Origin of the sequence: Bacillus badius NBRC 15713 (genome assembly GCF_001591605.1) — a bacterium.
GTDB lineage: Bacteria > Bacillota > Bacilli > Bacillales > Domibacillaceae > Pseudobacillus > Pseudobacillus badius.
This window is the reverse complement of the sequence record NZ_BCVF01000034.1, coordinates 14,077-40,559: the sequence shown is the minus strand read 5'-3', so window position 1 is coordinate 40,559 and position 26,483 is coordinate 14,077. Positions and strand designations below refer to the sequence as shown.

Sequence of the window (26,483 nt, the reverse complement as noted above, 5' to 3'; positions counted from 1 at the left end):
GACATACTAAGCTTGATTATATGAAAGGAAGGGATGCAGTATGTCAATGGAATGGTTTGACCGGGTAAGCGGGGAGCTGCAAGATTATTTGGAGTCAATCTGTGATGAATACGATGAAGTAGGCCATATGACGGTTGACCGAGCAGCAAAGCATCCCAGGATTGAGTTTTTTGTTGAGACGAGCGAGGATGAGAGTGAATACTTTTGCTCATTGTTTTTTGACCCGCATAATGAAGAGTTTTATGTGAAAACTTTAGAACTAGACAGGGAACAAATGTCTAAAACGGTACTTCCGGATATTGAAGACATTATTGACGAGGTGCATGAAAGCTTTCATGAATTTATGGAAGGCGTCAGCGGCTGGGAAGAGGACCATGAATGGGTAATGGAGGACGAAGCTGATGACGACGAAGTGTTTGAACAGATTGATGTAGAGTGGTCCACTCCAGAGGTAACGGCGTATGCCCATGAGGATGAGGTGGAAGTGACGTATCAGTTTGGCGTGATTGAAGAAACGGGCGACGGTGTTCTTCGGCGCGTGAACCGGATCAAAACGGTCGATAATGAACTTTTGGAGGATGAAACGAACTTTATTTTCAGCAAGGAAGAAGCAAATACCATTATCGCTATGATTGCCAGCCATGCAGATTCGCTTAGTGAATTTGATTTTAATAAATAATCGCTTGCAGGAAGAACTGTTCCCAAACCTGGTTTGGGGCGGTTCTTTTTTTGATGGGCAATAAAGAAAGCTTCTCCAAACGGCCAGCCTGAATAATGACAAGATTGTTATCTTTTGCAAAAATACAAATTTTTTCCAAAATAAGGTATAATAGGTTATACATAGAAAACAGGAGGTGACTATAATGATTAATGTAGGAGATGTGATTTTTCAGCTATTTTCTTTACTTATTCCGATTGGCATCATTCTCTTGATTGTCCAAGTTGTCCGTTCGATGAAAAAGCAGGAAGAACGTTTAAGAAGGATAGAAGACAAGGTCGACAGGATGCAGGAGGAGAGAAGCCTCAGTGATTACAAAAACAGCTGACCGGCCATTTTAGCTGCCTATTGTATAAAAGGAAGTGCCGGAAGCCATAATGATCTACTTGCCCATATCAGTGATCTGCGTACAGTCAGGCAACCAGCCGGCTGGTGCAGGTGCTGATGTGGGCATTTGTTTTGATGCTTAAACGAGAAGTCATAGAAGGTTCGTTTTTATTTCTTCATTTCTTCACAATTTTTTTATAAAAAAAGAAAGAAGGAGGTGGCACAGTGAAGAAAAAAGCGGCACTGTTGGCACTGGCTTTATTCATTGTCGGCTGGCCTGGGAAGACTGGTGCGGAGCCGGCCAATTTACAAAGAATCATAGATGAAGCGCCTGTTAATAGCGAGGTTCGCTTAGCCGCAGGCACATATAAAGGCCCGCTCATGATCGATAAACCGATTACCATTATTGGCGGGAAGGGCGTCGTTATTGATGGCCAAAAGAACGGCACCGTGATTACAGTGGAGGCGGATCATGTCAGCATCAGCGGTCTGACGATCAAGCAATCGGGAAAGGGAGCACAAGAAGCGGGCTTGCTGTTAAAGAAAGTAAAGCAGGCAAAGATAAGAAATAACTGGTTTGACAATGTTCAATATGGAATTTACATAAGAGGAGGCGGCCGGCATGTGATAACAGGCAATACTATTTCCAGTTATACCGGCCATTTTTCTACCCGGGGAAACGGCATCCATTTGCTGTCAACGAATGAAAATAAGCTGACGAACAATACAATCAAACAAGTCCAGGATGGCGTGTATATAGATGATTCGTCTGATAACCTGTTGAAAGGCAATCGAATCAGCGATTCCAGGTATGCCCTTCATTTTATGTTCTCTGCCCAAAATCGAGCTGAGTCTAATCAGTTATCCAACAATATAACAGGGATTATGGCCATGAACTCAAGCGGTATCAAAATAGAAGAAAATCGGTTGGAGCAGCATGTCAATTACCGGGGATACGGTGTATTAATTTATGAAACAGAGGACGTTCAGCTGCTTCGCAACAAGGTGCTCTACAACCACAACGGTCTTTCTTTACAGACAGCAAAAGCGGTATTAATGGAAGAGAATGAAATAGCAGGCAACTATATCGGCATCACAACGGAGGGGGAAAACCGCAACATTCAAATGAGGAGGAACCGAATGGAGGGAAACCTGATTCAAACGAAGCTATCGGGACAGTCCTTTTTTCTTGATGATGGACAATCCGGCAACTATTGGGACGATTATCGTTCGTATGATTTGGACGGAGATGGAATTGGAGAGGTGCCGTATAAAAGCGCATCTGGCTATAGCCAGCTTTTGTATCGCTATCCGCATCTGCAATTTTATTTTGAAAGCCCGGCTATGCATGTGTGGCAGTCAGTTGAAAAGCTGTTTTCCTTAAAAGGAGAAGAGGACGGTACAGATCGTTACCCGTTAGTAAATAATGTTCACAAGGAAGCTCCTTCCTACATGAGCTTGCTGTTTATCTGTGCGGGTGCTGCGGGCGGGCTGCTTTATTTCATTCAACAGAGAAGGAGAAGGGAAACATGAAGCGGATACTTATTTTTTTATTTTTCTCCGTACTTGCGCTGGCAGGCTGCGGCAAGGAACACGCCTATGAGCCGGTGGAAATTAATCCGGATATTGATGTGTGTGATATATGCAACATGAGCATTGCAGCTACCCAATATGCGACGGAAGTGGTTTTAACAGATGGAACAGTAGAAACCTTTGATGATATTGGCTGCATGATCGAATACTTGAATCAAGAGGAAGAAAAAAACATCGGGGAGGCGTATGTGAGGGACGTTCAAACCGGTGATTGGTTGAAACTGAACGAAGCGCTTTTTCTTTATAATAAAAGCTACTGGACTCCTATGTCGTATGGGGTAGTATCATTTGCTGATGAGAAAAGCGCTCAGCAGTTTATGGCTGAAGAAGGAAAAGGAAAGCAAATGAATTTAGAGGATATAAGGAAGCATGATTGGGGGGCGCATCAGTGACCGTTTGGACGATCGCTCGTCATGAAATAAAAATAGCCTTCAGGAGCAGGTGGCTGTTTATTTTTGCCGGGTTATTTACAGTGTTATCAGGCATTGTTGTCTTTTTCAGCGGGCAGACTGCCGGAGAGTTTGCCGGATTTACCCGAACGACAGCGAGCCTTTTGAACCTTTCTTTATTCTTGCTGCCTTTACTTACCTTACTGTCAGGGAGTTTATTAATTGCCGGCGAAAAAGAGGATGGCAGGATGGCTTTGCTTCTCACTTATCCGCTTGCTTCGCTTTCGCTGATTATCGGAAAATTTATCGGGCTTGCTATCTCGCTTGTTGCCGTTTTATCGCTCGGGTATGGAATATCGAGCTTGTTCCTCTATCAATTTGCCAGTGGAAATGGTGAATTGCTCTTTGTTTTCTTTGGAATGTCGCTGCTCCTTGTTTTGATGTTCCTGTCCTTGTCTGTGTTTGTGGGCGTTCTCTCGGGAGGACGGCTGCAAGCCTTGGGCATAGGAATTTTTCTTTGGGCGTTTTTTGTGCTGTTTTATGAGTTTATAATGATGGGAGTAACGATGGCAGCAAGCCCGGGATGGGTGCTGCCGATCTTGACGGTGTCCGTGTTTTTGAATCCGGTGGAGCTTATACGGGTGTTTACGGTTTTATTTATAGGGGGAGGAACGGTTTTTGGCCCATCCATCTATGACTTTACCATCTGGGCCAATAGTGCAGCCGGCGGGCTGATGTTTGCGGCAGCCGCCGTCCTATGGGTCGCGGGTCCTTTGCTCGCTTCCAGCCGTCTAATGAAAAGAGGGAAAAGGTTATGATCGTGTTTGAACAGGTGTCCAAGTCTTTTCAGAAAAGAAATGTTATTTATCCGCTGTCTTTTCAAGTGGCAAAAGGAGAATGTCTGGCTCTATGCGGCAGCAACGGAGCAGGCAAAAGTACGGTGATTAAAATGATGACAGGAATTTACACGCCTGATTCAGGCACGATCCGGTTAAATGGAGTGGATGCGAACGGGAGAAGTGCAGCCTTTCGTTCGCAGTTTTCTTACATGCCTGATGACCTTTCTTTTCCTTTGGCGCTTACAGGCAGAGAATCGCTGACATACTTTGCTGAACTGCAAAATGTGGGGGACAGCAAAGTAAGAGAACTGCTTGAACTTGTCGGATTGACTGAGCATGCAGATCGGAAGGTAAGCACATATTCAAAAGGCATGCACCAGCGGTTGTCGTTCGCCCAAAGCTTGCTTGCTGATGCGCCGATTCTTATTTTAGATGAACCGACAAACGGGCTCGACCCTTACTGGGTGCATCAAGTGAAGGAAATTATTTTGGAGAAAAAGAAAGAAGGCTGTACCATTTTATTTACCACGCATATTTTGATGGTCGTGGAAGAGCTGGCCGATACACTGGCCTTTCTGCAGGATGGCCGATTATTTGTCCATGAACGCATAGAGAAGCTGTTAGAAGGACATTCCTCTCTTGATGAGGCATTATTTAAGGAATATAGCAAATAAAAAACACCCAAACGGGTGTTTTTTATTTGCTTCTTCATTATTTTATGATGAATGGCCATCCTCGCCATGTTCACTTTCCTCGTGGCCATGACCTTGTCCGTCATGATCCATTTTCTCTTCCGACATTTTCATCTTTTTCATATAGCGTTCTTTGGCGATGGCATCAATGTCCTCGGCTGAGGCTGGCTTGGCTTCCGCATGGGCTTTTGTGAATTCCTGTTCGCTCGCTTCGTCTTTAAAGAAAGCATACCCGTAATTCATCGGTGTTTTTACATCTGTTTTTTGGATTTTGGCTTGTTCAAACGGAATCCATTCTAACGAATTAAAGTCGCGCACGAAGCGTTCTTTCGCCGGCTTTTCAGTTTTTCTTTCATAATTCAGCATGCAGCCGACGTCATCAAAGAATAGTGTTTCACCGTCTTCGCTAGTCGCTTTCGCTGTGAATTGCCCCATTTCCTCATCCATCATATAGACCTTCATTTCACAAAACGCGCACGTTGTTTGGTCATGAGGCTCGCCGTTTTCATGCTTGTGTTCTTGCCCCTTAGCTGTCTGATCAGCTTGGGCCGTTTCTGTTTGCGCTTTTTTGGCGGTTGCTTTTTCTGTCTCTTCTGCTTTTTCTCCGCCGGAGCAAGCTGCCAGACTTAAAGCAGCTGCTGCTGAGATTACATACATCCATTTTTTCATCGTAGTGCCCCCTAATTCTTGTTTACAGAGATAGTATAAAAAATATTTGTGAGAAAAGAATGAAGAGTGGGCATTTATTTTTCTGTCCATGCAGATAAACAGCAGCCGGGGAGATAGAGAAAAAGCAAAATCGTCGTTCAGGCTGTTTTACAGTAACCGCCGCTTTTTGTTATTGAAAGATGAAAAGATGTTTTATAAAATTTAGAAAAGCGGCAAGAATTTTATTTTACTAGCATAATAGGTTGTAATAAGGAAAGGAAGCATATATAATGTCTACTATATAAAAACAAATGTACACTACAAATGAACACGGGAGTGAGGAATTGTGAAAGACAACGTTAAAGTAGGTTTATTAGGGTTAGGCACAGTTGGTACAGGAGTGGTAAAGATGATTCAAAATCATCAGGAACAGCTGGTTCACCAAGTAGGATGCCCGGTATCAATTAAAAAAGTCCTAGTGAAGAATCCGGACAAAGTCCGCGATGTCGAACTCGACAGCAGCCTCCTCACTACAGATCCATATGACGTCATCAATGATCCGGAAATTGATGTGATTGTTGAAGTCATCGGCGGAATTGAAGAAACACGGAAATACATAATAGACGCCTTAAATTCGAAAAAACAAGTTGTTACTGCAAATAAGGATTTAATTGCCCTTCATGGTTCAGAGTTGCAAAAAATCGCTGCTGAAAATGGCTGTGACCTATTCTATGAGGCAAGCGTAGCAGGCGGAATTCCGATTATTAAAGGTCTTGCTGATGGTCTTGCTTCTGATAAGATTCAGAAAATGATGGGAATTGTGAACGGGACAACAAACTATATTTTGACGAAGATGACAAAAGATGGACTTTCTTATGAAACAGCTTTAAAAGATGCCCAGGACTTAGGATTTGCTGAAGCAGATCCGACATCTGATGTGGAGGGCTTAGATGCCGCACGCAAAATGGCTATCCTTGCGCGGCTTGCTTTCTCAATGGATATTGAACTCGATGATGTATCTGTCAGCGGCATTTCGAGCGTGACAAAGGACGATTTGAAATACGGCAGCATGCTCGGCTACACAATGAAGCTGATCGGCTATGCTGACCAGGAGAATGATCGTGCGGAAGTAAGTGTTCAACCGACATTTTTGGAAAACGATCACCCGCTTGCCTCGGTCCATGATGAATATAATGCCGTTTATGTGTATGGGGAAGCCGTTGGTGAAACAATGTTCTACGGTCCGGGAGCAGGAAGCTTGCCGACCGCTACTTCGATTGTCAGTGATGTATTAGCGGTTGTCAAAAACATGCGTTTAGGCGTAAATGGCCGCAGTGCCCTGGCGCCGCAATTTGACCGCCAATTGAAAGCTGCAAATGAGCGCTTTGCCAAATACTTTATCCGCTTGCACGTCCGTGATGAAGTTGGGGCTTTTTCTGAACTGACGAAACTATTTTCCAGCCATTCGATCAGCTTTGAAAAAATTCTTCAGCTGCCGCTTGAAGAAGAGGGAGTGGCAGAAATTGTGATTGTTACTCATAACGCATCAATGGAAAACTACCAAAATGTATTATCACAAGTAAAAGACCTCGATGTAGTCAAGGGAGTCGAAAGCTTCTATCGGGTTGAAGGAGAGGGAACAGCGAAATGAAATGGGAAGGCTTAATTAAACAATATAAAGAATTTTTGCCAGTAACGGAGAACACGCCGGAACTGTCTTTAATGGAAGGGAACACTCCGTTGATCCCGCTTCACAACTTATCCAAGAAGCTTGATATTGATCTTCATGTAAAGACAGAAGGAACCAACCCGACTGGTTCGTTTAAAGATCGCGGCATGGTAATGGCCGTAGCCAAAGCGAAAGAAGAAGGAAGCAGCACGATCATCTGTGCTTCTACCGGCAATACGTCGGCGGCTGCAGCCGCCTATGCAGCCCGAGCCGGCATGCGCGCGATCATTGTTATTCCAGAAGGGAAAATCGCCATGGGCAAGCTTGCCCAAGCAATGATGTATGGAGCTGAGATTGTATCGATCGAAGGAAACTTTGATGATGCTTTAAAAATGGTTCGCAACATTAGTGAGCATTCACCGATTACACTTGTGAATTCGGTAAACCCGTATCGGATTGAAGGGCAAAAAACAGCTGCGTTTGAAATTTGCGACCAGCTTGGAAAAGCACCGGATGTTCTGGCGATTCCTGTTGGAAATGCCGGCAATATTACAGCGTACTGGAAAGGTTTTAAAGAGTATAATGAAAAGTTCGGCACAGGCCTTCCGAAGATGCATGGCTTTGAAGCGGAAGGTGCTGCGGCCATCGTCAAAAACATGGTAATCGAACAGCCGGAAACAGTGGCTACAGCGATTCGTATTGGCAACCCGGCAAGCTGGGATAAGGCCGTAGCTGCAAGGGATGAGTCCGGCGGCAAAATCGACCTTGTCACAGATGAGGAGATTCTCGCTGCATTTGAATTAATCACAAAAGAAGAAGGCATTTTCGCTGAGCCGGCTTCTTGTGCGTCCATCGCGGGCATCATTAAGCAGCGCAAATCAGGCGAAATTCCAGCTGGGGCTACAGTGGCAGCAGTGCTGACGGGCAATGGCTTGAAAGATCCGCAAACAGCGATCAATCAAATTGCGAAAAAGCCAGTTGTATTGCCGAATGAAGAAAAAGCTGTGTTTGATTTTATTGAAGGAGTGGTTCGTGCATGAGTGCACCGGTAACAATGAAGGTGCCGGCCAGCACGGCCAACCTCGGTCCTGGGTTTGATTCCCTTGGGCTTGCATTGAATTTGTATTTAACACTAGAGATTACACCTGCTGCTGAATGGCATTTTGAGCATCGTTCACCGATGCTGGAAGGGTTGCCAAATGATAAGTCGCACCTTGTGTATCAGGCGGCGGAAAAAACGGCTGCTGCTTATGGCGGTACGTTGCCGCCTTTGCATATTATCATGGCCAGCGATATTCCGCTGGCCCGCGGGCTCGGCAGCAGCGCAGCGGCGATTGCCGCCGGCATTGAACTGGCGGACCGGTATGCGGATCTCCAGCTTTCTGACGAGGACAAGTTGAAAATCGGCAATCAGATGGAGGGCCACCCTGATAATATTGGCGCGGCTTTATTTGGCGGGATGGTGGCCGGCGTCTCGTTCGGTGAAGAAGCGGAGATTGTTCAGCTTCCCGTTCCGGCTGTAGAGGCAGTTGTTTTGATTCCGCCTTATGAAGTAAAAACAAGTGATGCCCGCAGCGTTCTTCCGGAAAGCTTTACAAGGCAGCAAGCAGTTGAAGCAAGTGCTGTAGCCAATGTCTTGCTGGCGGCTTTATCGGCCGGCAATTATGAACTTGCCGGGAAGCTGATGGAAAAGGACCAATTTCACGAACCGTATCGGCTAAAGCTGATTAAAGAATTGGAAGAAGCAAGAAGCATTGCAAAAACTGCAGGAGCTTATGCTACCGTTATCAGCGGCGCAGGGCCGACTATTTTGACGTTCGCCCCGAAAGGAAAAGGTGCTGATGTTATGTGCTTATTCCGTGACCGATTCACGGATTGCGATGTGAAGCAACTGGATTTTCATCTCGGCAAAGTGCAATGTCAATAAAAACAGTCTAATATATCCATCCGTGCGGCAGAGAAGAAAGACTCTCTGCCGCTTTTCTGTATAAACTGCGTGGAAGTCAGTTAAGACCAAGGTGTTCAATGATAAATGGGAGGATCTTAAAAGAATAGATCTATCGTGCAAAGCAGCGGAAAAAATAGTTGACAAGAAAATTGAATCCGTTATAATTGAAATTGACATTCATTCTCATTACCCCCCTCTTTAATGAGATTGGAGCATTGCAGATTTAGCATAGGAAGGTGGCGCCTACAGGGTGCCATCTTTTTTTGTTTTATCCATTTTTGTATTAGTTATTTAGTGTGTTAACAGGTTTATCAAGGAGTGAGTGCGGACATGCCCTCTGCTTTGTTAAACAGCAGAAAAATTTTATGACAGCCTTTATAGAAACAGGATTGCATCCGCCGCTTTCCTGTCGTAATGTTAAAAGAGGCTGCTAAGCTCCTGTTAAAGAAAGGAAGGGGAATATGAAAAAAGAGAAACAGGAGGATTCCCGTTTTATAATCGCTAAGAAAGAGGCCTGGATAGGAATCCTGTTAGTCATATTTAATTTTATTTGGTGGTACGGCTTTGCTTACGGCCTTGGCAGTGGCCCTGTTGAGAAGTACCGCTTTATCTTTGGGCTTCCGGCCTGGTTTTTTTACAGTTGTATAGTCGGGCTTATTGTGATGATTTTACTTGTGGTTTTTACTGTGACATTCTTTTTTAAAGAGGTCCCGTTTGATGAAGAAGGTGAGAACAGATGAATATGTCCGTGATTTGGCCGCTTGTCGTGTTTCTTGTCATTATTTTTTTAGTGGGTGTTTACGCATCACGGCATGTGCAAAGCTCTTCTTCGTTCATTCAAGAATATTTCTTAGGAAGCCGCGAACTCGGGGGCTTTATTTTGGCTATGACGATGGCAGCTACCTATGGCAGTGCCTCCAGTTTTTTGAGCGGACCGGGAGCCGCTTATAACTACGGTCTTTCTTGGGTGCTGCTGGCCATGAGCCAGGTAGCCACAGGTTATTTTGTTTTGATGATTCTTGGGAAGAAATTTGCTATTATGGCGAGAAAATATCAGGCAGTAACGCTTGTCGACTTTCTATTTGCCCGCTATAAAAATGAATTCGTCGTCGTCCTGGCAGCGCTCAGCATTATCATTTTCTTATTTTCAGCGATGGCTGCCCAGTGGATCGGCGGTGCGCGGCTGGTGGAGTCACTCACAGGTCTCTCTTATACAACCGCTTTAATTCTATTTGCTTCTTCTGTTTTAGTTTACGTTGTCATCGGGGGTTTTCGGGCCGTAGCGATTACGGATATGGTTCAAGGTCTTGTGATGGTGGCTGGCACAGTGGTTTTATTTATAGCCGCTTTAAAAGCCGGCGGAGGCATGGAAAACATTATGAGGACACTTGGCGCAGAAAATCCAAATTTATTGAGTCCGTATGGAAATGACCGTAGTTTAACACCGCTTTATCTTTCTTCCTTTTGGATTTTAGTCGGCATTGGAGTGGTCGGCTTGCCCCAGGTGGCTGTCCGAGCAATGAGCTATAAAAACGCGAAGGCGATGCACCGTGCGCTAATAATCGGCACTGTCGTCGTCGGAGTGATCATGCTTGGCATGCATTTAATTGGAGTGATGGCACGGGCGATTATCCCCGGGGTTACTGTAGGCGATAAGGTGATGCCTGAGCTGGCGATGACGATCATGCCTGATTGGCTTGCCGGCATTGTGCTGGCAGCGCCGATGGCAGCTATTATGTCTACAGTCGACTCGCTGCTGCTGCTTGTCTCAAGCGCCGTAGTCAAGGACTTATATTTGCACTTTATCAATAAAAAAGCCGAAGAAAAACAAGTGAAAAAACTTAGTTTTATTGTTACTGCAGTGATCGGAGTGATCGTTTTCATTGTCGCCCTGCAGCCGCCTGATTTAATTATTTGGCTAAATCTATTTTCATTCGGGGGATTGGAAGCTGTTTTTATCTGGCCTGTAGTCCTAGGGCTCTATTGGCAGCGGGCGAACGGGACAGGAGCCGCTTCGGCGATGATTATGGGGATGATTTCTTATATTCTTTTGAGCACTTTTTATCCGAATGCTTTTGGCATGCATACGGTAGTTTTGCCGATCTTGCTGTCACTTATCACATTCGTGGCTGTCTCGCTGTTCACCGGGCGTTCTAAATGGAAACAGGCCTAGGGATCATCCCTGGCCTGTTTCTGCTTTGATCATGCTGTCGGCCCACTCAAGGGCATTCTGATAGCAAGTGTATAAAGCGCTTTCTTCAACTTGCAAAGTGCGGCTGATCTCGCTCACTGCTCCCCAATGGCCCCTTTCTGCAGCTGTTATTAATCGAAGCAGTTGAAAAAGTGTTCCTTCTTCGAATAAAAGGGCTTGCTTGATTCGTTCATCAATAGGAAGGTCCTGAAGCAGCTTGTCCATCGGCTGATTAATCAGCGCATCAATCATTGAGAGCATGCCTAACAGAAAAAATAAAGACGGAGGCTCTTCACGAAAATGATGCAGGGCAAGCAGCTCTAACGTTTTCGCCCGAACTAATGAAATATGGACGACTTCTTCAGGACACGCGGAACCGGAAGAACTGATCATAATAAAGAAGAACCATTTTCTTAATTCTTCAAGACCGATAAGCATAATGGCCTGATGAATAGTTTTTACCTTTTGTCTCTGGATGAAAGCTGTCCGGTTAAGCAGCTTTAATAATTTATAAGAAAGGGACAAATCGGATTCAATCAGATGGGCTATTTTAAGAATGTCTGGTTCCGAACCCATCATTTCATCTAAAATAACAAAATAGTGTCCTGAAAATTGAGGGATAGATTTGGCGCTGACAATTGTTGGCCTAGCGAAGAAAAACCCTTGAAACAAATCAAATCCTTCATCAAGCGCTTCCTGCAACTGCTCCCTTGTTTCTACTTTTTCAGCAAGCCAGGTGAGAGGGAAATGGGCCAGTTCTTCCTTCATCCTTTTTCTTTCCGCTTTTGTCGTATCCAGAAAATCGACCTTAATAATATCCGCATATTTTATTAATTCCTTATTGCTGTCGCTTAGCAGAAAATCATCTAAAGCGAGAGTGTATCCTTTTGCTTTTAACTGTTGGCAGGCAGCTTCTACTTCAGCATTGGCTTCGATTTGTTCAAGCAATTCAATCACTAGTTTGTTAGACGGCAAAAAAATAGGGAAGTCTTGGAGCAACAGATTTTCTGTAAAGTTTACATACAGCTTTTTTCCTCTGGAAATTTGGTCTACTCCGATAGTTAAGATACTGTTAGATAGGACTTCAATCGTTGCTTCATCCCCATTAATGGACTTTCCAGGGTGCTTGCCTTCTTTATTGCGATACAGTAGCTCATAGGCGACTGTCTGCTCTTCCCGGTTGAAAATCGGCTGTCTCGCTACATACACATCCATTTTCTCCATCTTAATACCCCTTACTTTTATCATAGTTTATAGGTAAAAATATACATTAGATAGTATTTTTTGTCTATATGTTTTTATGATAAAAAAGATTTTTTGCTTGGCTGACAAGCTGTTGGCAGTTATGAAAAAAAGATTTTTTTTAAAAAAAGTTGACTTTTTCTTTCCCTTTCGATTATGATGAGTTACAACAAATAAAGAACGATGTATAAATGAGCGTTGACGAAGAAGAGTAGCTTGAATGAATGCTTCAGAGAGCTGATGGCGGGTGAGAATCAGTGCAGACATTTTAGTGAATGGCCTTCCGAGCTTCCGCACCGAACTCTTTAGACAGTAGGCTGCGGCGAACGTCTTATCGTTACAAAAGACAGGCATTCAAGCGATCGCTTTGATGCTTTCAGAGTGGGCTGCAATAATTGCAGTCAATAAAGGTGGTACCACGGCTCCCCGTCCTTTGCGACAGGGGGCTTTTTGTGTTTTTTAAAACGACTATCGATAAACTCAGTGACGAAGAGGAGTAGGCATGTGACGCGCGCGACAGAGAGCCGGGAGGGTGAGAGCCGGCGCCGCTTATCATGCCGAATGGACTTCAGAGAGGCAGCAGGAAATGGCTGCCCGGCTTCCGCCGTTACCGGATACTGGACAGGAACTTCTTTTGTCCGGACAAAGAGGGAGCTTTTTAGCTTCAACGAGAGGTGGCACCGCGGGTAACCCGTCCTCCGCAGCAAGGATTTATTCATTTGCTGCGGAGGACTTTTTTATTTTATCAAGCTGACGAGGTGAAATGGTGATGAGAACGAGCGAACAAATGGCTTATAAATTAAAGGAAATGGAAGGGGATATGCTTACCCCTATTATGCTTTACCATCAAATGAAGGGGGAAAAGAAATTTTTGCTTGAAAGCTCGTATAAGCATGAACAGAGCGGGCGGTATTCTTTTCTTGGCACGAATCCGGCGGCCGAATATAAAGCAGCGGGCGAGAAGATTGAACGGATTAATCACCGTACAGGAGCTCGGCAAAAGTTTTCTGGACACAGTCTGCGCCAATTAAGGGAAATGCTAGCGGACAGAGACATGGATGAACAGCCTTTTCCGTTCTTTGGCGGCGGCATCGGCTATATTGGATACGATGTGATCTTTTTGGACGAAAGGATCGGTGAGCCATTGAAGGATGAGCTTCATATGCCGGATGTCCACTTTATGTTTTACGATACGTTTATGGTGTACGATCATTTGCTGCAAAAAGTTACGCTTGTTGCGGTGGACTTGTTTGGAGACAGGACAGAAAAGGAATTGGAAGCAGCGCTATTGAATTTGGAAAATTGTGTAAATAAAGCCGGGCAGCCTCAGTCAGGAGAGCCGCCGGAACAGCTATCGTTTACTGGAAATGTCAACAGAGAGCAGTTTAGCCAGATGGTTGAAGCAGCAAAACAGCATATTGTTCGCGGAGACATTTTCCAAGTCGTGCTTTCTCAGCGTCTGAAAGCTCGCTTCAGCGGCAATTCATTTTCACTGTACCGGCGTTTAAGAACATCTAATCCTTCTCCCTATATGTTTTATATCGACTTTAATGACTATGTCGTATTAGGAGCTTCTCCCGAGAGCTTAATTCGAATCAGCGGCAGGGAGGTGACTGCTAATCCGATTGCCGGCACAAGGCCGCGGGGAACAGGAGAAGGGGAAGATGCCGCCTTAGAGAGAGAACTGCTCAACGACGAAAAGGAAACAGCGGAACACCGCATGCTTGTCGATTTAAGCCGCAATGATCTTGGGCGTGTGTGTACAGTAGGGAGTGTGCGCGTATCTAAATATCAGAAGATTGAAAAATATAAGCATGTGATGCATATTGTCTCAGAAGTCACAGGAGAGCTGAGGAAAGAGGTTCACCCGCTTGAAGCCTTGTCCGCTTGTCTGCCGGCGGGTACGGTGTCCGGCGCACCAAAAATCAGAGCCATGCAAATCATTAATGAACTGGAATCAACGAAGCGAGGGTTATATGCAGGGGCAGTCGGTTACCTTTCAGCGAATGGCGATCTCGACTTTGCCCTTGCTATTCGGACAATGATTGTGAAAGATAATCAAGCCTATGTACAGGCAGGAGCCGGTATCGTGTATGATTCCGTTCCGGAAAAAGAATATGAAGAAACGATGCATAAAGCCAAAGCGCTGCTGGAGGTAAAATTATGATCTTGCTTATCGATAATTACGATTCATTTACTTATAACTTGTATCAGCAAATCAGTTCTTTAGGAAAAAATGTGCGGGTCATCCGCAATGACGACATGACATTGGCTGAAATCGAAGCGCTGGAGCCGGAAGCGATTGTTTTGTCTCCAGGTCCTGGAACACCGGAGGAAGCGGGCATCTGTATTGAGGTAGTGCGTACCTTCTTCCATCGGGTCCCAATCCTTGGCATCTGTCTCGGACATCAGGCGATTGCCGCTGCCTTTGGAGCGAACATTGTCCCGGCTCAAACGATCAAACATGGAAAAATATCGCTGATTAAACATAATGGCAACGAAATATTTCAAGCGCTGTCCGGTCCCGTGCCGGTGATGCGCTATCATTCCCTTTCTGTTGATCGTCATTCGCTTCCGGAAAAACTGGAAGTGCTCGCCACTTCTGTGGACGATGAGGAGATTATGGCGCTTCGTCATCGAGAATATCCCGTGTATGGCTTGCAATTTCACCCGGAATCAATCGGGACGAAATCAGGAACCGCTATTATTCAGCAATTTTTCCGCCAGTACAGGAAGGAGAAAAAGATGAAGCAATATTTAGTCAAGCTGTCAGATCGCCAGTCCTTGCAGAGAACGGAAATGAGAGAGGCGATTGAAGAGATTTTGCAGGAGGATGCCACTGACAGTGAGATTGCGGCTTTTCTAGTGGCTTTGAAGTCAAAAGGGGAAACGGTAGAAGAAATTGCCGCTCTGGTGAATGTGCTTAGGCAAAATGCGCTTGGATCGGGAAAAGTGCTGCCTGGAGTGATGGATAATTGCGGAACAGGGGGAGATGGTTCGCATAGCTTTAACATCAGCACAACGGCCGCTTTTGTGCTGGCGGGAGCCGGGGTGAAAATAGCAAAGCATGGCAATCGCAGTGTATCAAGCAAAACAGGAAGCGCGGATGTTTTAGAACACCTGGGCATTTCGCTCGACTATTTGGAGGGAGAGACAGAGGAGCTGTTGGAAGAGAACGGCATTACCTTTTTGTTTGCTCCCCACGTGCATCCAAAATTAAAAAAGATCATGAAAGTTCGCCGCGACTTAAAAATTCCGACCATTTTTAATTTGATCGGCCCGCTCACTAACCCGGTGCATCTTGATACCCAGCTGTTAGGCATTTACCGTCGAGATATGCTAGAGATGATGGCCGATGTCCTGAATTATCTTGGGAGAAAACGCGCGGTCGTTCTCAATGGCGCCGGCTTTATGGACGAAGCTTCGTTAGCCGGTGACAATCATTTGATCTTGCTTGAATCGGGAAAGACGAAAAAGATGATTGTTACTCCTGAAGAAGCCGGACTTCCCGTTTATGATTTGAAAGCAATCCGCGGCGGCGAAGCCAGGGAAAACGCGGAGATTTTAAAAAGCATTCTGGAGGGAGAGAAAGGCGCGAGGCGTGATACCGTCCTGCTGAATGCCGGCATTGGCTTGTTCGCCAACGGCAGGGCGAAAACTATTCAAGAAGGCATCGCCCTTGCAAAAGAGAGCATTGATTCAGGTGCCGCCTTGTCGAAGCTTCATTATTTAATTGATTATTCCAAACAGCGGCAGAAAGTGAGGGCAACGGTATGAGCGCAACAATCTTAGATCAAATCCTGGCGGAGAAGAAAAAGGAGGTGGCGCACTTAAGAGAAACTTTTCAAGCGGATGTACAGCCGGAAAAACGAACACAGCCGTCTTTGTACACCCGTTTCTCACAATCTGAAACAATGAATATTATTGCTGAAATTAAGCGGGCGTCCCCTTCAAAAGGGATCATCAATACAGGCATTGATCCCAGTCTGCAGGCAGAGGCTTATGAACAAAACAGCGCCGATGCTATTTCAGTTTTAACAGATGAACCATTTTTTAAAGGAACGATGAACGACCTCATGGCTGTTCGTCAAAAAGTAGCCGTCCCGGTGCTATGTAAAGACTTTATTATTGATCCCGTGCAAATTGACCGGGCAAAAACTGCCGGGGCCGATATTATTCTGTTAATTGCCGCCGCTCTTTCCCAAGAGCAGCTGGCGGGCCTTTATTCGTACGCGAGGGAGCTGGCGCTTGACGTGCTGCTTGAAGTGCACAACGAAGAAGAGATGGAACGGGCTTTTTTAGTTGGAGCGGACGTGATCGGCATTAATAATCGTGATTTGAAAAGCTTTAGCGTCGATCTCGGGATAACGGAGAGGCTGCTGCAGGCGTATGGGCAGCATGAAAAAGTATTTATTTCAGAAAGCGGCATTCAAACGGCAGCCGATGCAGAAAGAGTAAAGGCAGCGGGGGCCAGGGGCATCTTGGTTGGCGAAACATTTATGAAGAGTGCTAATATTACCCAAACTTTTCACGAATTAAAAATCTGTCTGTGAGGTGGAGGACATGAAAGTGAAAATATGCGGCATTCAGGACACGGAGACCGCGCTTTATGCCAAACAAATCGGCGCGGACGCCATCGGTTTTGTTTTTGCAAAAAGCAAACGGCAGGTGACAGCCGCCCAGGCGGAGCAAGCCGCCGGATGGCTGGGAAAAGGTCCGGTTAAAGTTGGCGTCTTCGTTAATGAAGAACTTGAAACGATCCGGTCAATTGCCGATCAGGCCCGCCTCGATATCATTCAGCTTCACGGCGATGAGCCGCCAGAGCTGGCGAAAAAGCTTCAACTGCCTGTTATTAAGGCATTCAGCTTTCAATCCGGCATTCAGCCTTCCGATCTGCTTCGTTACCCGGCGGACTTTGTGCTGCTCGACAGCCCGGCTGGCCCTTACAGAGGAGGCAATGGCACCGCCTTTGACTGGTCGGCTTTAGAAAAAGAGTCATTCGACCGCTCACGCCTTATTTTGGCCGGCGGATTAGATAAAGAGAACGTACAAGAGGCGATCCGGCTGGTTCAGCCTTTTGCCGTAGACGTATCAAGCGGTGTGGAAACGGATGGAGTCAAGGACCGGACGAAAATGAAACAATTTATTGAAACAGTGAAAGGAGCAACAGTTAATGACAACCTATACACAACCAGATGAGCGAGGCCATTTTGGTCCGTTCGGCGGACGATACGTGCCGGAAACATTAATGCCGGCTGTTCTGGAACTGGAGGAAGCCTATAAGGAAGCGAGGAATGACCCGGCGTTCCGGCAGGAGCTGAATCATTACTTAACAGATTATATCGGCCGGGAAAATCCGCTTTATTTTGCCCGGAATTTAACAGCGAAGCTGGGCGGTGCCAAAATTTATTTGAAACGGGAAGATTTAAATCACACAGGTGCCCACAAAATTAATAATACAATCGGACAAGCGCTTCTAGCAGTGCGCATGGGAAAAAAGAAAGTGGTGGCGGAAACGGGAGCCGGCCAGCATGGAGTAGCGACGGCGACGGTCAGTGCTTTACTTAATTTAGAATGCGTTATTTTCATGGGAGCAGAAGATATTCGCCGCCAAAAGCTGAATGTGTTCCGCATGGAGCTGCTGGGAGCCAAGGTTGTTAGCGTGAGTCAAGGAAGCGGCACATTAAAAGATGCGGTTAACGAAGCGCTGCGTTACTGGGTGGCGAATGTAGAAGACACGCATTATATTATGGGATCGGTGCTCGGGCCCCATCCATTTCCGCAAATAGTTCGCGATTTTCAAAGTGTGATTGGTGCTGAAACGAAAGAACAAATGATCCAGAAAGAAGGAAAGCTGCCGGAAGCGGTTGTTGCTTGCATTGGCGGCGGCAGCAATGCCATGGGGATGTTTTATCCATTTATTAATGATGAAACCGTTCGGTTGTACGGTGTAGAAGCTGCCGGAAGCGGCATAAATACAGAAGAGCACGCGGCTTCTTTGACAAAAGGAAAGGTCGGTGTGCTTCACGGCAGCAAAATGTATCTTCTTCAAAATGAGGATGGACAAATTCAAGAGGCCCATTCAATTTCAGCAGGTCTTGATTATCCGGGAGTTGGCCCGGAGCACAGTCTCCTTAAAGATATCGGTCGTGTGGAGTACACGGCCATCACAGATGAAGAGGCGCTCGCAGGGTTTAAATTGCTGACACAAACAGAAGGAATTATCCCGGCGCTCGAAAGCTCACATGCTATCGCCTATGCGGCTAAGCTTGCCAAGACGATGAATAAGGATGAATGTATAGCCGTCTGTTTATCCGGCCGCGGCGATAAGGACGTGGAAGCGATACAAGCAAGACTGGGAGGAAAAGAAAATGAGTAAATTCAAGCTTGAACAGGCTTTTCAAACTGTACAAGAAAACAAGACCCGAGCATTTGTTGCCTATATTATGGCCGGAGATGGGGGACTGGACACGTTAAAAGACAAGCTTTTGTTTTTGCAGGAGGCGGGCGTGACAGCGGTTGAAGTAGGCATTCCTTTTTCCGATCCAGTAGCGGATGGCCCAGTCATTCAAGAAGCAGGGAAACGGGCATTGGCGCATGGAGTCACGCTGAGAGGCGTGCTGGAGCATTTGGCCATCTATAAAGACGCCATTACCATCCCGATTCTTTTGATGACGTATTTAAATCCCGTTTTTCAATATGGACTTGACGCCTTTGCTGCAGACAGCCGCAAAGCTGGCGTGGCAGGGGTCATTATGCCGGATATGCCGCTTGAAGAAGAAGGAGAAGTAAATGAGGCGCTCAAGCGGCATGACTTGGCTTTGATCCGGTTAGTGGCCTTAACGAGCCCTGAAGAGAGGGTAACTAACATTATAGAAGGAGCAGAGGGGTTCATTTATGCGGTTACTGTAAAGGGAACAACCGGTGTGCGCGCCAGTTACGCGCAAGAGGTCGGCTCCTATTTGCAGCGCATCAAATCAAAAAGCTCAGTTCCTGTGCTTGCCGGCTTCGGTGTTTCTTCAAAGGAACAAGTCGAAGAACTGGGCCAGTACTGTGATGGTGTTATCGTTGGCAGTAAAATTGTTGAGTTATTTCACCGGGGACAGCAGGAGAAAATCAAGCAATTGCTTCCGGAAACAGCGGTACAAGCAAAATAATCATTCAAGTTATTTGAAAGAAAGATAGACCTCGCTGAGTCGATGATTCTCTTCCATCAAGTCAGCAATAAAAGAAAAATCAATCGCTGCCTATTATTTATTTTAAAACAGGTAATCATTATGCGGCTACCCTAACTTTGTAAACTCTGTTGATTGGAATGGAAGGCGCGAAGACTCCTGCGGGATCAGCGGGACAGGTGAGACCCCGCAGACGCTTTCGCGGTGAGGAGGCTCACCGCCCGCCCCGCGGAAAGCGAAGCAGCCTGAAATGGAAATCAACAGCCCCCATCTGCAAGCAAACGAAAAAGACTGTTAAAAAACAGTCTTTTTCGTTTGCTTGCAATATACCTAATAGGGTATTTGACAAGGCGCAGATTTTATAATAGAATGCAAAGTATAGATTGAACAGCTATTTTTTTATTTTAAAATATACCCCTATGTGTATAAAGGGAAAAGGGAGGAACATAGAGTGAGCAAAACAGTTAAAACAATAGATGTAAAAGAGGTAGACCAGTTAGTAAAAGATGGCGCTCTGCTAATTGATGTCCGGGAAGAGGCAGAAACCCTAATGGGCCATATAGAAGGAAGCAAAAATATTCCGCTTGGCCAGCTGCCTGAGCACCTTGATGAACTGCCTAAAGATCAGCCAGTTTATATATCTTGCCAATCCGGCAAGCGCGGAGAAGCAGCCGTTCAGTTATTAATGGAAAATGGATTCGAGGCTTATAACGTGGCTGGCGGCTATCGGGCTTATGCCGAGCAATGTCAGCCGAGTCAGTCTGCGGCGGGTGATTCAGCAGGGAATACAGACATCGGCAGCATTACACCCGACAGAGAATTAAACTGTTCCGGCCTGCAGTGTCCGGGGCCGATCAGTCAGGTGTTCCAGGCGATGAACCAAATGAAAGACGGAGAAGTGCTTGAGGTTAAAGTGACTGACCCGGGATTTATTGCGGATGCCAAAGCTTGGTGCGCCAATACTGGAAATACGTTTATCGGAAGTGAAACTGCTGGAAAAACAACGGTTGCTTACGTACGGAAAGGAACAGCCGAAAAGCAAGAAGCAGCGCAAGGGCAGGGAACTAAAAATAAAGGAGCGACTCTTGTTGTATTTAACCAGGATTTAGATAAAGCGATCGCCTCTTTTATTATTGCCACAGGTGCAGCAGCTATGGGCAAAGAAGTAACGATGTTTTTCACCTTCTGGGGCTTGAACATCCTCCGTCGCGATGAAGAGATTCCTCAAGACGGAAAAGACTTTATGGAAAAAATGTTTACGAAAATGATGCCGGCCGGTCCGAAGCAGCTGCCTATTTCCAACATGAATATGGGCGGAATGGGAGCGAAAATGATCCGCCAGGTTATGGAAAAGAAAAATGTAGACAGCCTCGAAACTTTAATGGCCAATGCCATGAATATGGGTGTCCGTATTGTCGCTTGTGCAATGAGCATGGACGTAATGGGCATTCGCAAGGAGGAGTTAATCGATGGCGTTGAAATCGGCGGCGTAGCTACTTATTTAGGCAAGGCAGACGATGCCAATGTGAATTTATTTATTTAATTTACAGCAGCCCATGCAAAGGCATGGGCTGCTTGCTATTTGACGGCAGTGACACAGACGGTTAGCACTGGCCGGACATCTTTATAATAAATGGCTGTCCCGGAAAAACCGGCTTTCTCTAAGTCATAGGAAATGGTCCGTGCCAGCTGTTTTGTCTTTTCTTCATCAGCATCTTCTTCGCGAGGCTGCACAGTGATGGCTAGTTGTCCGCCTGGTTTCATGAGGCTGTATAGGACAGCGAGCCCTTTTTGGCGTTCTGCCCACAGCGGATAGTTGTTGACGGAAAATACCTTATCGTAGAGCTTCTCAGCTTTATAGAGGGCGATATCATCGACAAACAGGTGCAGACGCCCCTCATCAATCAATTTTTTATTGCGGCTGGCAGCCGTATTCTTCATTGTGTCAGATACATCGACGCCATCCAGCTGAATTTCAGGAAATTGTTCTCCGGCTAATTCGATAGCAAATCCGGGGCCAAACCCCACCTCAAGCACCCTGTCTTCGGGCTGGATATGTAATAGGTCCAGCGTCCATTTATTGATTGTCCGGTTTTCTAAGGACATAATTTTGCCGGCCAGCTGGCCAAGCCATCCTTCTGGCCTCTCAAATTGCTCTGAAAATGATAAACTCATCCCATCATCCTCCGCTTTTTTTCTATATATATACCTCTCCATTTTGTTTACAATCCTATCGAACGTATTTATTTTTAAGCTTCATCATTACTTCCAGTTGATTTTTCATTGATCATAAAAAGCGGGGAAAGGGATTGTCCCTGTGAAAAGGCCTGCCTTTTTACAAAAAACGGAAGTTGTCAGCGGGGGATAAACCAGCAAATTTCCATCATGAAACAGCGAAGAAGCCCTTACTTGACAAACTGTACAATAAATGTGACTTTTTTATGAAAAAATATTGGTTTTTCGACGTAAGAGTAGTAAGATGGTACATGGAAAAAATGATACTGCTTCTCATAAGAGAAAAGAGATGGACAATCAAGCGGGGAAATGCCACAAAAGCTAAATTTGTGCCAGTGAATTTGACTTGGCCAATCCGCCTGGCGGAAAACAGGGCGCCTATGCCATAGATTAAGCTTTAATGCTTTCCCTTAGTACCTTGCAGTGGTAAGATGTCCTTGTAGGCGGTATAAATTTTCGTATTGAGTGTATCATGGTGTATAAAGTGGTAAGTAATACACTAATGTAAGCTCATCAAAATATCATTTAGCAAAAATTAATGGGCGAAATAGTTGGAGGTTTTTCAGAATGAAAATGCAGACAGCCCAAGGGAATCCGTGGAGTCAGTTCTCCGGACCAAACCTTGGATATGTAATGGAGTTGTACGAGCACTACCAAAAAGATCCTGAATCAGTCGATCCAGAAATAAAGCAAATGTTTGAGGAATGGGGAGCACCTGCAGCAAACGCGCCCCATGAAGAAATCGGTAAGACGGCTGTACCTGCATCAGGCAATGATTTAAATGTTCTGTTTAACGCGGTAAAACTTGCTGACAGTATCCGCACCTACGGTCACTTAGCAGCAGATATCAACCCGCTGAATGACAGAAATAAAGATACGTACCGGATTGAGTTGAGCACATTCAACTTAACGGAGGAAGACTTGCGGAAAGTCCCTGTTCAGTATTTATGTCCTGATGCCCCGGCGCATGTTAAGGACGGTTATGATGCGATCCAACACTTGAAAAAAGTCTATACAGATAAGTTGGCTTTTGAGTTAGCCCAAGTCCATAATTTAGAAGAAAGACAATGGTTCAGACAGCAAATTGAATCAACCAATTATTATCCAACATTTTCAAACGAACAAAAAGTGCAGCTGCTAAAAAGGCTGACACAAGTAGAAGGCTTTGAAAAATTTATTCATAAAACATTCGTCGGCCAAAAGCGCTTTTCTATCGAAGGGCTGGATGCAATGGTTCCTCTTCTTGACGAGCTTGTGAAGCATTCAGCGGAAAAAGGTGCAAAAACAGTAAATATCGGTATGGCACATAGAGGACGTTTAAATGTGCTCGCTCATATTTTGGGCAAACCTTACGAAATGATTTTTGCTGAATTCCAGCATGCGCCAAGCAAAAATTTGCTTCCTGAAGGCTCTATGAAGATGACTACATATGGCTGGACAGGAGATGTCAAATATCACCTTGGAGCCGATCATAGCTTCAAAGAAGATAAAGACGTAGCTCGCATTACATTGGCAAACAACCCGAGCCACCTTGAAGTCGTAAGCCCGGTTGTTGCCGGCTACACAAGAGCCGCACAAGAAAACCGTGCGAAGTCAGGGGTTCCTGAGCAAGATACAACCTCTGCTGTGGCGATCTTAATTCACGGTGACGCTGCATTCCCTGGACAAGGGGTTGTGAGTGAAACATTCAACATGAGCCGTGTCCCTGGTTACCAAACAGGCGGTTCGATTCATATTATTGCTAACAATATGATCGGATTTACGACAGAAAGCTATGATTCACGTTCAACACGCTATGCTTCTGACTTGGCAAAAGGCTTTGAAGTACCAATTGTTCACGTGAATGCCGACGACCCGGAAGCTTGTATCGCCGCTGCTCTTATGGCAGTCGATTACCGCAGCCGCTTCGGCAAAGACTTTGTGATTGATTTGATCGGCTACCGCCGTTTTGGCCACAATGAAATGGACGAGCCGATGACGACAAACCCGATGATGTATCAAATGATCCATCAGCATCCGACAGTTCGTCAGCTCTATGCAGAGAAGCTTGTTAACCGCGGAGTAATTGCCAAGGAAGAAGCAGACAAACTGTATACTGAAAACGAACAGAAGCTGAAGGACTTGTATGAAATAGTTCCGAAAAAAGATGAAAATCCGGATATCGTTATGAATCCGCCTAAGTTCGTTGAAAAAGAACTTCCATCCAGCGAAACAGGAGTAGAGGCAGATGTCTTGAGCCGAATTAACAGCGAGCTGTTAAACTGGCCGAAGGATTTGCATGTATTTAAAAAGCTGGAGCGTATTTTAAAACGCCGGGAAAATGTTTTTGAAAAAGACGGCCAGGTTGACTGGGGCCATGCCGAGGCGCTTGCTTTTGCATCGATCCTGAAAAGCGGCACGCCAATTCGCTTGACCGGCCAGGATGCCCAGCGCGGCACATTCGCTCACCGCAACCTTGTGCTGCATGATGTAGAAACCGGTCAGGAGTACATTCCGCTGAATCACTTAGAGGAAACGGATGCTTCTTTTGTAGTCATTAACAGCCCGTTAACAGAGCTAGCGGTTGTCGGCTATGAATATGGCTATAACGTATTCTCTCCGGAAACGCTTGTTCTTTGGGAAGCTCAGTTTGGTGACTTCGCCAATATGGCACAGCCGATGTTTGACCAATTTGTTTCCTCCGGACGAGCGAAGTGGGGACAAAAATCAGGTCTTGTCATGCTTCTGCCGCACGGTTATGAAGGCCAAGGACCTGAACACTCAAGCGGCCGCCTAGAGCGCTTTCTGCAAAACGCCGCAGAAAATAACTGGACAGTAGTGAACTTGTCTTCAACAGCTCAATACTTCCATGTGCTGCGCCGCCAAGCTGCTATCCTGCAAAAAGAAGAGGTGCGCCCGCTAGTCGTTATGACACCGAAGAGCCTGCTGCGTCATCCATTGGCTGCTTCCAATGCTTCTGAGTTTGCTGCCGGCGCGTTTAAACCGGTAGTGGAGGAACCGAGACTCGGAAAACAGCCGGAACAAGTGGAAAGAGTCGTTCTTTGCAGCGGTAAGGTATCTATTGACCTTGCAGAACAAATCAGCAAAGCAGAAGAAGAGCTGAACTGGCTGCATGTATTAAGAGTGGAAGAGTTATATCCATTCCCTAAAGAAGAAATTAAAGAATTTTTAACGCGCTTCCCGCAGTTGAAAGAAGTGGTATGGCTGCAAGAAGAACCGCAAAACTTTGGCGCATGGACGTATGTAGATGCGCGCCTTCGCGATGTGGCGCCGGAAGAGGCAACTGTTCGCTACATTGGACGCCGCCGTCGTTCCAGCCCTTCAGAAGGGGATGCGATTGTGCATAAGAAAGAACAAGCCCGTATTTTAAGAGCGGCGATCACAAGAGACTAATTGATTGATTAGATGAGAAGCTGAATGGGCTGGCTAATCAGCCCGTTCAGCTTGAAGATAAAAGCATTTTTTCTATGATATTTATTTCATGATAAGACGAATGTACATTAGAGGAGGACACGAAAGTGGCTGAAATTAGAGTTCCAGAGTTGGCAGAATCGATTACAGAAGGTACCATTGCGCAATGGTTGAAAAAACCGGGCGATGCAGTGGAGAAAGGCGAATACATTGTTGAGCTTGAAACAGATAAAGTAAACGTAGAAGTTATTTCTGAAGAAGCCGGCATTATCCAAGAGCTGAAAGCAGAAGAAGGCGATACAGTGGAAGTTGGCCAAGTTATCGCAATTGTAGGAGCTGGAAATGGCGCTGCTGCATCTGCACCAGCTCAAGAAGCTGCACCGGCTGCCGCTCCTCAGCAAGAAGAAGCAAAACAAGAAGTAGTGAAAGAAACACCGGCTCAAGAAGAAGAAACAAAACAACGTCCGATCGCTTCTCCTGCAGCCCGTAAGATGGCTCGTGAAAAAGGCATTGATTTAAACGAGGTGCCTACAGTAGACCCAATGGGCCGCGTGCGTAAACAGGATGTAGAGTCTTATTCAGCGAACGGCGCGAAACCAGCTGCTCCGCAACAGCCAGCAGCTAAGCCTGCCCAAGCTGCTGCACCGAAGCAAGATGACAGCAAGCCGGTTGTACGCGAACGAATGACTCGCCGCCGCCAAACAATTGCTAATCGTCTGTTAGAAGTGAAACAGTCAACAGCTATGCTGACTACATTCAATGAAATTGATATGACAGCGGTTATGGAGCTGCGTAAACGCAAAAAAGATAAATTCTTTGAAGCTCACGATGTCCGCTTAGGCTTCATGTCTTTCTTTACAAAAGCGGTAGTCGCTGCGCTGAAAAAGTTCCCATATGTGAACGCAGAAATCGATGGAAACGAAATTGTATTGAAAAAGTTCTATGATATCGGTGTAGCCGTTTCTACAGAAGAAGGTCTTGTAGTACCAGTTGTACGTGATTGTGACCGCAAAAACTTCGCTGAAATCGAAGGAGATATTCTTGATCTTGCCTTAAAAGCGCGGGATAATAAACTGGCGCTAAGCGATCTGCAAGGCGGTACATTCACAATTACAAACGGCGGAGTATTCGGTTCTTTGCTTTCTACGCCAATCCTTAACGGTACACAAGTAGGTATCCTTGGCATGCATACGATTCAAACGCGTCCAGTAGCGATCGATAAAGAACGCATGGAAAACCGTCCGATGATGTATGTAGCGCTTTCCTACGACCACCGCGTGATCGATGGAAAAGAAGCGGTTGGATTCTTGAAAATGGTTAAAGACTTGCTTGAAAATCCTGAAGATCTTCTTCTTGAAGCATAATAACTAAACCAGCCACTAGTGGCTGGTTTTTTTCTAGGTTTT

At 45.7% G+C, this 26,483-nt stretch carries 24 protein-coding genes and 2 other annotated features; of the genes, 20 read left to right on the top strand and 4 right to left on the bottom strand.

Features of this window, described 5'->3' with window-relative positions; genetic code table 11:
- Positions 1-40: 40 nt before the first annotated feature.
- The 6 genes from BBA02S_RS15395 (at position 41) to BBA02S_RS15370 (ending at position 4,540) form a co-directional block, all read left to right on the top strand.
- On the top strand, positions 41-679 hold the full coding sequence (locus tag BBA02S_RS15395; RefSeq protein WP_041113538.1) for a hypothetical protein: 639 nt from the start codon (positions 41-43) through the stop codon (positions 677-679).
- A 184-nt stretch (positions 680-863) separates the two neighbouring features.
- Positions 864-1,046: a hypothetical protein gene (locus tag BBA02S_RS15390; RefSeq protein WP_041095851.1), complete on the top strand. Its 183-nt coding sequence runs from the start codon at positions 864-866 to the stop codon at positions 1,044-1,046.
- Between the two features lie 224 nt (positions 1,047-1,270).
- Positions 1,271-2,578 carry a nitrous oxide reductase family maturation protein NosD gene (gene nosD, locus BBA02S_RS15385; RefSeq protein WP_052477277.1) on the top strand — a complete coding sequence of 436 codons (1,308 nt, stop codon included), beginning with the start codon at positions 1,271-1,273 and terminating at the stop codon, positions 2,576-2,578.
- Positions 2,575-3,030 carry a nitrous oxide reductase accessory protein NosL gene (locus BBA02S_RS15380; protein WP_041095853.1) on the top strand — a complete coding sequence of 152 codons (456 nt, stop codon included), beginning with the start codon at positions 2,575-2,577 and terminating at the stop codon, positions 3,028-3,030. Before nosD ends, BBA02S_RS15380 begins: the two co-directional genes overlap by 4 nt.
- Entirely contained in the window at positions 3,027-3,845 is an 819-nt protein-coding gene (locus BBA02S_RS15375) for an ABC transporter permease (RefSeq protein ID WP_041095854.1), read from the top strand. The genes BBA02S_RS15380 and BBA02S_RS15375 overlap by 4 nt, the downstream gene beginning before the upstream one ends.
- The gene (locus tag BBA02S_RS15370) at positions 3,842-4,540 is read left to right on the top strand and encodes an ABC transporter ATP-binding protein (RefSeq protein WP_041113539.1); all 699 of its coding nucleotides are present in this window, start codon (positions 3,842-3,844) and stop codon (positions 4,538-4,540) included. Before BBA02S_RS15375 ends, BBA02S_RS15370 begins: the two co-directional genes overlap by 4 nt.
- A gap of 42 nt (positions 4,541-4,582) precedes the next feature.
- Here the strand turns inward: BBA02S_RS15370 and BBA02S_RS15365 are convergent, their stop codons facing one another.
- Positions 4,583-5,227: a nitrous oxide reductase accessory protein NosL gene (locus BBA02S_RS15365; protein WP_041095856.1), complete on the bottom strand. Its 645-nt coding sequence runs from the start codon at positions 5,225-5,227 to the stop codon at positions 4,583-4,585.
- A 325-nt stretch (positions 5,228-5,552) separates the two neighbouring features.
- On the opposite strand from BBA02S_RS15365, the gene BBA02S_RS15360 reads away from it, so the two are divergent.
- The 5 genes from BBA02S_RS15360 to panF all read left to right on the top strand — a co-directional run bounded on the left by BBA02S_RS15360 (position 5,553) and on the right by panF (position 10,996).
- Positions 5,553-6,857, top strand: coding sequence for a homoserine dehydrogenase (locus BBA02S_RS15360; protein WP_041095857.1), 1,305 nt, complete (start codon positions 5,553-5,555; stop codon positions 6,855-6,857).
- The gene (gene thrC / locus BBA02S_RS15355; protein WP_041113540.1) at positions 6,854-7,915 is read left to right on the top strand and encodes a threonine synthase; all 1,062 of its coding nucleotides are present in this window, start codon (positions 6,854-6,856) and stop codon (positions 7,913-7,915) included. Before BBA02S_RS15360 ends, thrC begins: the two co-directional genes overlap by 4 nt.
- Positions 7,912-8,802 carry a homoserine kinase gene (gene thrB, locus BBA02S_RS15350; RefSeq protein ID WP_041095859.1) on the top strand — a complete coding sequence of 297 codons (891 nt, stop codon included), beginning with the start codon at positions 7,912-7,914 and terminating at the stop codon, positions 8,800-8,802. Before thrC ends, thrB begins: the two co-directional genes overlap by 4 nt.
- A 482-nt stretch (positions 8,803-9,284) precedes the next feature.
- Entirely contained in the window at positions 9,285-9,563 is a 279-nt protein-coding gene (locus BBA02S_RS15345) for a YhdT family protein (protein ID WP_041095860.1), read from the top strand.
- Positions 9,560-10,996 (top strand): sodium/pantothenate symporter, encoded by a 1,437-nt coding sequence (gene panF / locus BBA02S_RS15340; RefSeq protein WP_041113541.1) that lies wholly within the window; start codon positions 9,560-9,562, stop codon positions 10,994-10,996. Before BBA02S_RS15345 ends, panF begins: the two co-directional genes overlap by 4 nt.
- Positions 10,997-10,999: 3 nt before the next feature.
- On the opposite strand, the gene BBA02S_RS15335 is transcribed toward panF, so the two are convergent.
- Positions 11,000-12,238 carry an EAL and HDOD domain-containing protein gene (locus BBA02S_RS15335; protein ID WP_169799370.1) on the bottom strand — a complete coding sequence of 413 codons (1,239 nt, stop codon included), beginning with the start codon at positions 12,236-12,238 and terminating at the stop codon, positions 11,000-11,002.
- 207 nt (positions 12,239-12,445) lie between these two features.
- Positions 12,446-12,693: a binding site (T-box leader), on the top strand.
- Positions 12,694-12,730: 37 nt separating this feature from the next.
- Positions 12,731-12,958, top strand: a binding site (T-box leader).
- A gap of 67 nt (positions 12,959-13,025) precedes the next feature.
- Here BBA02S_RS15335 and trpE point away from each other — a divergent pair.
- From trpE to trpA, 6 genes are read left to right on the top strand one after another with little or no spacing between them, the layout of a single operon-like run.
- A complete protein-coding gene (trpE, locus tag BBA02S_RS15325) occupies positions 13,026-14,423 on the top strand; it encodes an anthranilate synthase component I (RefSeq protein WP_041113542.1) in 1,398 nt (465 codons plus the stop codon).
- Positions 14,420-16,033: a bifunctional anthranilate synthase component II/anthranilate phosphoribosyltransferase gene (locus BBA02S_RS20370; RefSeq protein ID WP_082040204.1), complete on the top strand. Its 1,614-nt coding sequence runs from the start codon at positions 14,420-14,422 to the stop codon at positions 16,031-16,033. The genes trpE and BBA02S_RS20370 overlap by 4 nt, the downstream gene beginning before the upstream one ends.
- Positions 16,030-16,809: an indole-3-glycerol phosphate synthase TrpC gene (trpC, locus tag BBA02S_RS15315; protein ID WP_041113543.1), complete on the top strand. Its 780-nt coding sequence runs from the start codon at positions 16,030-16,032 to the stop codon at positions 16,807-16,809. The genes BBA02S_RS20370 and trpC overlap by 4 nt, the downstream gene beginning before the upstream one ends.
- A gap of 10 nt (positions 16,810-16,819) precedes the next feature.
- The gene (locus BBA02S_RS15310; RefSeq protein WP_041113544.1) at positions 16,820-17,455 is read left to right on the top strand and encodes a phosphoribosylanthranilate isomerase; all 636 of its coding nucleotides are present in this window, start codon (positions 16,820-16,822) and stop codon (positions 17,453-17,455) included.
- A complete protein-coding gene (trpB, locus tag BBA02S_RS15305) occupies positions 17,430-18,635 on the top strand; it encodes a tryptophan synthase subunit beta (protein WP_041113545.1) in 1,206 nt (401 codons plus the stop codon). The genes BBA02S_RS15310 and trpB overlap by 26 nt, the downstream gene beginning before the upstream one ends.
- Positions 18,628-19,413, top strand: coding sequence for a tryptophan synthase subunit alpha (trpA, locus tag BBA02S_RS15300; RefSeq protein WP_041113546.1), 786 nt, complete (start codon positions 18,628-18,630; stop codon positions 19,411-19,413). Before trpB ends, trpA begins: the two co-directional genes overlap by 8 nt.
- A gap of 126 nt (positions 19,414-19,539) precedes the next feature.
- Here trpA and BBA02S_RS20755 read toward each other — a convergent pair whose 3' ends face one another.
- Positions 19,540-19,692, bottom strand: coding sequence for a hypothetical protein (locus tag BBA02S_RS20755; RefSeq protein ID WP_156477590.1), 153 nt, complete (start codon positions 19,690-19,692; stop codon positions 19,540-19,542).
- A gap of 190 nt (positions 19,693-19,882) precedes the next feature.
- On the opposite strand from BBA02S_RS20755, the gene BBA02S_RS15295 reads away from it, so the two are divergent.
- On the top strand, positions 19,883-20,974 hold the full coding sequence (locus tag BBA02S_RS15295) for a DsrE/DsrF/DrsH-like family protein (RefSeq protein WP_052477278.1): 1,092 nt from the start codon (positions 19,883-19,885) through the stop codon (positions 20,972-20,974).
- Positions 20,975-21,009: 35 nt separating this feature from the next.
- On the opposite strand, the gene BBA02S_RS15290 is transcribed toward BBA02S_RS15295, so the two are convergent.
- Complete coding sequence (locus BBA02S_RS15290; RefSeq protein WP_041095874.1) at positions 21,010-21,606, bottom strand: class I SAM-dependent methyltransferase; 597 nt, start codon at positions 21,604-21,606, stop codon at positions 21,010-21,012.
- Between the two features lie 627 nt (positions 21,607-22,233).
- Here BBA02S_RS15290 and BBA02S_RS15280 point away from each other — a divergent pair.
- Both BBA02S_RS15280 and odhB read left to right on the top strand, forming a co-directional pair.
- Positions 22,234-25,059 (top strand): 2-oxoglutarate dehydrogenase E1 component, encoded by a 2,826-nt coding sequence (locus BBA02S_RS15280; RefSeq protein ID WP_041095877.1) that lies wholly within the window; start codon positions 22,234-22,236, stop codon positions 25,057-25,059.
- 125 nt (positions 25,060-25,184) lie between these two features.
- Positions 25,185-26,441: a 2-oxoglutarate dehydrogenase complex dihydrolipoyllysine-residue succinyltransferase gene (odhB, locus tag BBA02S_RS15275; RefSeq protein WP_041113547.1), complete on the top strand. Its 1,257-nt coding sequence runs from the start codon at positions 25,185-25,187 to the stop codon at positions 26,439-26,441.
- Positions 26,442-26,483 lie beyond the last annotated feature (42 nt).

What these genes read in the sequence shown, in the direction of transcription:
- thrC (WP_041113540.1), top strand. Translation starts at nt 6,854, where the DNA reads ATGAAATGGGAAGGCTTAATTAAACAATATAAAGAATTTTTGCCAGTA.
- BBA02S_RS15310 (WP_041113544.1), top strand. Translation starts at nt 16,820, where the DNA reads ATGAAAGTGAAAATATGCGGCATTCAGGACACGGAGACCGCGCTTTAT.
- BBA02S_RS15395 (WP_041113538.1), top strand. Translation starts at nt 41, where the DNA reads ATGTCAATGGAATGGTTTGACCGGGTAAGCGGGGAGCTGCAAGATTAT.
- BBA02S_RS15370 (WP_041113539.1), top strand. Translation starts at nt 3,842, where the DNA reads ATGATCGTGTTTGAACAGGTGTCCAAGTCTTTTCAGAAAAGAAATGTT.
- BBA02S_RS15290 (WP_041095874.1), bottom strand. Translation starts at nt 21,606, where the DNA reads ATGAGTTTATCATTTTCAGAGCAATTTGAGAGGCCAGAAGGATGGCTT.
- panF (WP_041113541.1), top strand. Translation starts at nt 9,560, where the DNA reads ATGAATATGTCCGTGATTTGGCCGCTTGTCGTGTTTCTTGTCATTATT.
- BBA02S_RS15280 (WP_041095877.1), top strand. Translation starts at nt 22,234, where the DNA reads ATGAAAATGCAGACAGCCCAAGGGAATCCGTGGAGTCAGTTCTCCGGA.
- trpA (WP_041113546.1), top strand. Translation starts at nt 18,628, where the DNA reads ATGAGTAAATTCAAGCTTGAACAGGCTTTTCAAACTGTACAAGAAAAC.
- thrB (WP_041095859.1), top strand. Translation starts at nt 7,912, where the DNA reads ATGAGTGCACCGGTAACAATGAAGGTGCCGGCCAGCACGGCCAACCTC.
- trpC (WP_041113543.1), top strand. Translation starts at nt 16,030, where the DNA reads ATGAGCGCAACAATCTTAGATCAAATCCTGGCGGAGAAGAAAAAGGAG.
- BBA02S_RS15380 (WP_041095853.1), top strand. Translation starts at nt 2,575, where the DNA reads ATGAAGCGGATACTTATTTTTTTATTTTTCTCCGTACTTGCGCTGGCA.
- BBA02S_RS15345 (WP_041095860.1), top strand. Translation starts at nt 9,285, where the DNA reads ATGAAAAAAGAGAAACAGGAGGATTCCCGTTTTATAATCGCTAAGAAA.
- trpB (WP_041113545.1), top strand. Translation starts at nt 17,430, where the DNA reads ATGACAACCTATACACAACCAGATGAGCGAGGCCATTTTGGTCCGTTC.
- BBA02S_RS15365 (WP_041095856.1), bottom strand. Translation starts at nt 5,227, where the DNA reads ATGAAAAAATGGATGTATGTAATCTCAGCAGCAGCTGCTTTAAGTCTG.
- BBA02S_RS15335 (WP_169799370.1), bottom strand. Translation starts at nt 12,238, where the DNA reads ATGGAGAAAATGGATGTGTATGTAGCGAGACAGCCGATTTTCAACCGG.
- BBA02S_RS20370 (WP_082040204.1), top strand. Translation starts at nt 14,420, where the DNA reads ATGATCTTGCTTATCGATAATTACGATTCATTTACTTATAACTTGTAT.
- BBA02S_RS15390 (WP_041095851.1), top strand. Translation starts at nt 864, where the DNA reads ATGATTAATGTAGGAGATGTGATTTTTCAGCTATTTTCTTTACTTATT.
- trpE (WP_041113542.1), top strand. Translation starts at nt 13,026, where the DNA reads ATGAGAACGAGCGAACAAATGGCTTATAAATTAAAGGAAATGGAAGGG.